General features: G+C 54.8%; 4 protein-coding genes and 2 pseudogenes. 2 read left to right on the forward strand and 4 right to left on the reverse strand.

Translation table 11 applies throughout. From position 1 onward, the window contains the following. Positions 1–49 precede the first annotated feature (49 nt). Positions 50–469: pseudogene (locus tag HMPREF2907_RS11535) on the forward strand (tyrosine-type recombinase/integrase); the annotation flags it as partial. Here the strand turns inward: HMPREF2907_RS11535 and murA are convergent. The 4 genes and pseudogenes from murA to metG all read right to left on the reverse strand — a co-directional run bounded on the left by murA (position 467) and on the right by metG (position 4655). Next, positions 467–1720, reverse strand: coding sequence for a UDP-N-acetylglucosamine 1-carboxyvinyltransferase (murA, locus tag HMPREF2907_RS02085; RefSeq protein WP_070679523.1), 1254 nt, complete (start codon positions 1718–1720; stop codon positions 467–469). The pseudogene HMPREF2907_RS11535 and the gene murA sit on opposite strands and share 3 nt — an antisense overlap. 309 nt (positions 1721–2029) lie before the next feature. After that, positions 2030–2092: pseudogene (locus HMPREF2907_RS13655) on the reverse strand (transposase); the annotation flags it as partial. Beyond that, positions 2088–2543 (reverse strand): GNAT family N-acetyltransferase, encoded by a 456-nt coding sequence (locus HMPREF2907_RS02090; RefSeq protein ID WP_070679527.1) that lies wholly within the window; start codon positions 2541–2543, stop codon positions 2088–2090. The pseudogene HMPREF2907_RS13655 and the gene HMPREF2907_RS02090, both read right to left, overlap by 5 nt. A 57-nt stretch (positions 2544–2600) precedes the next feature. Continuing rightward, positions 2601–4655, reverse strand: coding sequence for a methionine--tRNA ligase (metG, locus tag HMPREF2907_RS02095; RefSeq protein WP_070679529.1), 2055 nt, complete (start codon positions 4653–4655; stop codon positions 2601–2603). A gap of 244 nt (positions 4656–4899) precedes the next feature. On the opposite strand from metG, the gene HMPREF2907_RS02100 reads away from it, so the two are divergent. Next, positions 4900–6924 carry an OPT family oligopeptide transporter gene (locus HMPREF2907_RS02100; protein WP_070679532.1) on the forward strand — a complete coding sequence of 675 codons (2025 nt, stop codon included), beginning with the start codon at positions 4900–4902 and terminating at the stop codon, positions 6922–6924. The last annotated feature ends 169 nt before the right edge of the window (positions 6925–7093 follow it).

A 7093-nucleotide genomic window follows, 5' to 3' on the forward strand; every position in this document is an offset into this window, starting at 1 on the left:
GGTTAGACCTTCAAAGTTGAGTATTGTACTGTTTTGTTTTTAATTGACTATATCAAGGCAGATGGGGAAGCATTCCCGATTTGTGTTTACTTATTCCAATGGACGAAAAGTTCAAAGCATCAGCTTGAGGATTTGGAAAAACGCCTTGGAAAAGGCAGGAATTTCTGATTTCCGCTGGCACGATCTTCGGCACACGTGGGCAAGCTGGCTGGTTCAGTCTGGCGTGCCGTTGTGCGCCTTACAGGAGATGGGTGGTTGGGAAAGCGTTGAGATGGTACGCGGTTACGCACATTTGTCGGCGGAACATCTTCAAGCCCATGCCGAGATATTGGACGAAATCAGGCTATGTAAAGACACAAATTGGACACAGTGTCAACTTGAAAAAAATGCCCCGCTTACGCAAGGCATTGATTCAATTAGCGGGTCTGGTGGGTTTCGAACCCACGACCAAGGGATTATGAGGCCCTTAACCGCGTACCCGCTCGATTTTCGCGCCGACTTGGCCGAGTTTTTTCTCGATGTGTTCGTAGCCGCGGTCGAGGTGGTAGATGCGTTCGACGATGGTTTCGCCGCTGGCGACCAAGCCTGCCATGACGAGGCTGGCGGAGGCGCGCAGGTCGGTTGCCATGACGACGGCGCCGGAGAGTTTTTCCACGCCTTTGACGAAGGCGGTGTTGCCTTCGGTGGTGATGTTCGCGCCCATGCGGTTGAGTTCGGGAACGTGCATGAAGCGGTTTTCAAAGATGGTTTCGACGACGCGGCTGTCGCCTTCGGCAACGGCGTTCATCGCCATAAACTGCGCCTGCATGTCGGTCGGGAAGCCGGGGTGGACGACGGTGCGGATGTCCACTGCTTTGGGGCGCTGCTGCATGTCGATGGAAATCCAGTCGTCGCCCGCTTCGATGATCGCGCCTGCTTCGACGAGTTTGTCCAACACGGCTTCCATGGTTTTGGGGGCGGCGTTGCGCAGGACGACTTTGCCGCCGGTCATGGCGACGGCGCAGAGGAAGGTGCCGGCTTCGATGCGGTCGGGTACGACGCTGTGTTCGCAGCCGTGCAGCTCTTTCACGCCCTCGACGGTCATAGTTGATGTACCGATGCCGCTGATTTTTGCGCCCATTTTGACGAGGCATTCTGCCAAATCGACGACTTCGGGTTCGATGGCGCAATTTTCCAAAACAGTGGTGCCTTCGGCGAGGGTTGCCGCCATCAGCAGGTTTTCCGTGCCGCCGACGGTAACGACGTCCATCAGGACGCGTGCCCCTTTCAGACGGCCTTTGGCTTTGACGTAGCCGTGTTCGATGGTGATTTCCGCCCCCATGGTTTCGAGGCCTTTGAGGTGCTGGTCGACGGGGCGCGAACCGATGGCGCAGCCGCCGGGCAGGCTGACTTGGGCTTCGCCGAAACGCGCCAGCGTCGGGCCGAGCACGAGGATGGAGGCGCGCATGGTTTTTACCAGTTCGTAGGGGGCGCGGGTATTGTTGACGGTAGCACCGTCGATTTCGAATTCGTGAACGTTGTCGGTCAAAACGCGGGCGCCCATGCCTTGCAGCAGTTTTTGGGTGGTTTTGACGTCGGCGAGCATGGGTACGTTTTTCAGGCGCAGGGTGCCGGAGGTCAAGAGTCCGGCACACATCAGCGGCAGGGCGGCGTTTTTCGCGCCGGATACGGTGATTTCGCCGTTGAGCGGGCCGTTGGCGGTGATTTTGAGTTTGTCCACAGTGTTTCTTTCGTTGTTAAGACAAGTCCCGACGGCGCTGCCGGCAGGACGGGATTCGTTTAGGTTCGGAATTATAAGGGATTTTGACGGTTTTTGCGGGCGGGCGGGGAGAATTCTTCCGAAGGGCGTTTACGGGGTACGAATGGTCGGAAGGGTCGTCTGAACATAGCAGGCGCAACCTTGCGATTTCTGTTGCTACGTTTTCAGACGACTTGTATAGTGGATTAACTTTAAACCGGTACGGCGTTGCCTCGCCTTAGCTCAAAGAGAACGATTCTCTAAGGTGCTGAAGCACCAAGTGAATCGGTTCCGTACTATCTGTACTGTCTGCGGCTTCGTCGCCTTGTCCTGATTTAAATTTAATCCACTATAAATCCAGTTTCATCACCGAGACGGTTTCGCCGTTGTGCCATTGCGTCGCGATTTCCCGCCAACCGTATTTGGCGTAAACCGCCTGTACATCAGGCGTATAGAGATAAAGTGCGGGCAGGCGTAAGGAGCGGGCGGTTTGCAGGCAATAGGTGATGAGCGCGTGTCCGATGCCTTTGCCTCGATATTCGGCCAATACGAATACGTCGCCCAGCCAGTATTCGTATTGCGGAAATTCTTCCATGTCGAAGCGTTTGAGCGCGGCGGAACCGAGCAGTCGTCCGTCTTCCGAAACTGCGGCAAAGGCGAGCGGCAAACCGTCCCCGTCCAGACATTTTCGGTAATAGGCACGGATTTTTTCAAGCGACGACCACGGGGCGAAGTCGTGCCATTCTTGGTAGAGCGCACGGGTAAGCGGCTCGATGTGGCAGGCTTGCAATAAAGTGATGTTCATAACGTGTTATCGTGTAGAAAGGTCATCTGAAACTATTTTCAGACGACCTTTTAACGTTTAGCCCACTTTATCCCCGGGCTGTGCGCCTGCATCGACATCAAGGAGCCTCAGTTTGCCCTCGGCGGTGGCGGCGGAGAGGATCATGCCTTCGGATACGCCGAATTTTGCCATTTTGCGCGGGGCGAAGTTGGCGACGGCGATGACCATGCGGCCGTTCAATTCGGCGGGGTTGGGATAAGACGCGGCGATGCCGGAGAAGATGATGCGTTTTTCAAAACCGAAATCGAGGTCGAATTTTAAGAGTTTGGTGCTGCCTTCGACGGCTTCGCAGTTCAATACTTTGGCGACGCGCATGTCGATTTTCATGAAGTCGTCGAAGCTCGCCTGTTCGGCGACTTTTTCGTATTTGCTGTCTTCAACAGGCGCTGCTGCGGCGGCAATGCTTTGTTTGTTGGCTTCGATTAAATCGTCCACTTGTTTTTGCTCCACTCGTTGCATTAAATGTTCGTATTTGTTGATGGTGTGTTCGCCCAAGGTTTCGCGCGTGTTCGCCCAGGTAATCGCGTCCAGATTGAGGAAACGCGCGGCGTTGGCGGCGGTTTGCGGCAATACGGGAGCGAGGTAGGCGGTCAGCATGGTGAAGGCGTTGATGAGTTCGCTGCATACTTCGTGCAGGCGTTCGTCTTGACCTTCCTGTTTGGCGAGCTCCCACGGCTTGTTGGCATCGACGTATTCGTTCACGGCGTCCGCCAATGCCATGATGTCGCGCAGGGCGCGGGCGTATTCGCGGTTTTCGTATTGCTCGGCGATGGTGTCGCTTTCGGCGGCGAGTTTTGCCAGCAATGCGCTGCCTGAAACATCTTTCAGACGACCTTCAAAGCGTTTGGCGATGAAACCTGACGCACGGGCGGCGATGTTGACGTATTTGCCGACGAGGTCGCTGTTGACGCGGCTGATAAAGTCTTGCAGGTTCAAATCGATGTCTTCGATTTTGCTGTTGAGTTTGGCAGCGATGTAGTAGCGCATCCACTCGGGGTTCAGGCCTTGTTCCAGATAGGATTTGGCAGTGATGAAGGTGCCGCGCGATTTGGACATTTTTTGTCCGTCGACGGTCAAAAAGCCGTGTGCGTACACGCCGGTCGGGGCGCGGTGGCCGGAGAAATGCAGCATGGCAGGCCAGAACAGGGCGTGGAAATAGAGGATGTCTTTGCCGATGAAGTGGTACATCTCGGTTTGGCTGTCGGTTTTGAAGTATTCGTCAAAATCGATGCCGATGCGGTCGCACAGGTTTTTAAACGACGCCATGTAGCCGACGGGCGCGTCGAGCCAGACGTAGAAGTATTTGCCCGGCGCGTCGGGGATTTCAAAACCGAAATACGGCGCGTCGCGGGAAATGTCCCAGTCGGACAGGGTGGTTTCTTCGCCTTCGCCCAGCCATTCTTTCATTTTGTTGAGGGCTTCTGGTTGCAGATGGGGCTTGCCGTCGTGCGGGTTGTTGCCGGAAGTCCATGCTTTGAGGAAGTCGGCGCATTCGCCCAGTTTGAAGAAGAAGTGTTCGGATTCGCGCAATTCGGGTTTGGCACCGGAAACGGCGGAATACGGGTTGATCAGTTCGGTCGGGGAATAGGTCGTGCCGCAGACTTCGCAGTTGTCGCCGTATTGGTCTTGGGCGTGGCATTTGGGGCATTCGCCTTTAACGAAGCGGTCGGGCAGGAACATTTGTTTTTCGGGGTCGAAAAGCTGCTCGATGACGCGGCTTTCGATTTTGCCGTTGGCTTTCAGCGCGCGGTAAATGTCTTGGGAAAACTGTTTGTTTTCAGGGGAATGGGTGCTGTAATAATTGTCGTAGCCGATGAGAAAGCCGGTGAAGTCGGCGAGATGTTCTTCGCGCACTTTGGCAATCATGTCTTCGGGCGCGATGCCTTGTTTTTGAGCGGCAAGCATCACGGGCGTGCCGTGGGTGTCGTCGGCGCAGCAGTAGTGGCACTCGTGGCCGCGCAGTTTTTGAAAGCGCACCCAAACGTCGGTTTGGATGTGTTCGACCATGTGGCCGAGGTGGATGCTGCCGTTGGCATAGGGCAGGGCGGAGGTAACGAGGATTTTGCGTGTCATGGTTTATGCTTGGGAAAACAATGGATAAAGATGGGAATTATACCGTAAATCGTGCGGACGAGACGGGGGAAAGGTCGTCTGAAAAGGGGGATTTAAGGTTTCAGACGACCTTTTGCCTTTCCGCTTTCTTTGCATATTCTTTGTCTAACTTGACATTTCCTTGCTGTCGCAACACTATAAAGGCAGATTCGGCAGCCGGTTCGAGCCTGCCGTATGTTTTTTCTTAACCGAAAGGCTATCTACGATGACACAATCCACTCACGATCCTTATGCGGACTACCGCGAGCTGACGCTTCGGGGCATGATACTCGGTGCGCTGATTACCGTGATCTTTACCGCGTCAAACGTTTATCTCGGTTTGAAAGTCGGTCTGACCTTTGCTTCGTCGATTCCGGCTGCGGTGATTTCGATGGCGGTTTTGAAGTTTTTCAAAGGCAGCAATATTTTGGAAAACAATATGGTGCAGACGCAGGCTTCGGCGGCGGGTACTTTGTCGAGCATTATTTTTGTCCTGCCCGGTTTGTTGATGGCAGGCTATTGGAGCGGTTTCCCGTTTTGGCAGACTGCACTGTTGTGTATGGCGGGCGGGATTTTGGGGGGGATTTTCACCATTCCGCTGCGTTACGCGATGGTGGTGAAAAGCGAGTTGCCTTATCCCGAAGGCGTGGCGGCGGCGGAGATTTTGAAAGTCGGCAGCCACGAGGAAGAGGAAGGCCGTCAGGGCGGTAGCGGCATTAAAGAGCTGGCGGCAGGCGGCGCGTTGGCGGGCTTTATGAGCTTTTGTGCCAACGGTTTGCGCGTGATTGCCGACAGTGCGAGTTATTGGTTCAAAAGCGGTACGGCGATTTTCCAACTGCCGATGGGCTTTTCGCTGGCATTGTTGGGCGCGGGCTATCTGGTCGGACTGACGGGCGGTATCGCCATCCTGCTGGGTATTTCGATTGCTTGGGGCATTGCCGTGCCGTATTTTTCATCGCACATCCCGCAGCCTGCCGATATGGAAATGGCGGCGTTTGCGATGAAGCTGTGGAAGGAAAAAGTACGCTTTATCGGCGCGGGTACCATCGGTATCGCGGCGGTTTGGACGCTTTTGATGCTGCTCAAGCCGATGCTGGAAGGTTTGAGAATGTCGTTCAAGAGTTTCGGCGGCGGTGCGCCTGCGGCGGAACGTACAGGACAGGATTTGTCACCTAAGGCCATGATTTTCTGGGTATTGTCCATGATGCTGGTGCTGGGCGTATCGTTTTATCACTTTATCGGCGATTCGCACATTACAGGCGGCATGGCTTGGCTTTTGGTGGTCGTTTGTACGCTTTTGGCTTCCATCATCGGCTTCTTGGTCGCCGCCGCCTGCGGTTATATGGCGGGTTTGGTCGGCTCGTCTTCCAGCCCGATTTCGGGTGTGGGCATCGTTTCCATCGTCATCATTTCGCTGGTGTTGTTGGTCGTAGGTGAATCTGGCAGCTTGATGGCGGATGAAGCCAACCGCAAATTCTTGCTGGCTCTGACCTTGTTCTGCGGCTCGGCAGTGATTTGTGTGGCTTCGATTTCCAACGACAACCTGCAAGACTTGAAAACCGGCTACCTGCTCAAAGCAACGCCTTGGAGACAACAGATTGCGTTGATTATCGGCTGTATCGTCGGCGCATTCGTCATCTCACCCGTGTTGGAACTGCTCTACGAAGCTTATGGCTTTACCGGCGCAATGCCGCGCGAAGGCATGGACGCGGCACAGGCCTTGGCGGCTCCGCAAGCGACTTTGATGACGACTATCGCGTCAGGTATTTTCGCCCACAACCTTGAATGGGCGTACATCTTCACCGGTATCGCGATCGGCGCGGTGTTGATCGTCGTCGATTTGGTGTTGAAAAAATCGTCCGGCGGCAAACGCGCACTGCCTGTCCTCGCAGTCGGCATGGGCATCTACCTGCCCCCGTCCATCAATATGCCTATCGTGATCGGCGCAGTGTTGGCGGCGGTGTTGAAACACATCATCAGCAAAAAAGCGGAAAACCGAGAAGGTCGTCTGAAAAACGCCGAACGCATCGGAACCTTGTTCTCCGCCGGTTTGATTGTCGGCGAAAGCCTGGTCGGCGTAGTGATGGCATTCATCATCGCCTTCTCTGTGACCAACGGTGGCTCCGACGCCCCGCTCGCGCTGGGTCTAGAAAACTGGGAAACCACCGCATCCTGGCTGGGACTGGCATTTTTCATCACAGGCATGGTGTTCTTCGCCCAACGCGTGTTGAAAGCAGGACGCGTCAAGTAAGTCAGGTTTGAAAATAAAGAGGTCGTCTGAAAACTTGGGATTCAGGTTTTCAGACGACCTTGTTTTTATCTGCGGTCTTCAATCTCTCTCGTCTGGCTGGGGAGGGGGCTACAGGCTGAACGAATTTGATTTTACCCAAAGCCATAGAACCACCCCCATCCTAACCTTC

The sequence above is a fragment of the Neisseria sp. HMSC055H02 genome, from assembly GCF_001813335.1.
Taxonomy (GTDB): domain Bacteria; phylum Pseudomonadota; class Gammaproteobacteria; order Burkholderiales; family Neisseriaceae; genus Neisseria; species Neisseria sicca_C.

Bases quoted from the DNA above. Each gene is read 5' to 3' on its own strand.
- HMPREF2907_RS02100 (WP_070679532.1), top strand. From the start codon at position 4,900: ATGACACAATCCACTCACGATCCTTATGCGGACTACCGCGAGCTGACG.
- metG (WP_070679529.1), bottom strand. From the start codon at position 4,655: ATGACACGCAAAATCCTCGTTACCTCCGCCCTGCCCTATGCCAACGGC.
- HMPREF2907_RS02090 (WP_070679527.1), bottom strand. From the start codon at position 2,543: ATGAACATCACTTTATTGCAAGCCTGCCACATCGAGCCGCTTACCCGT.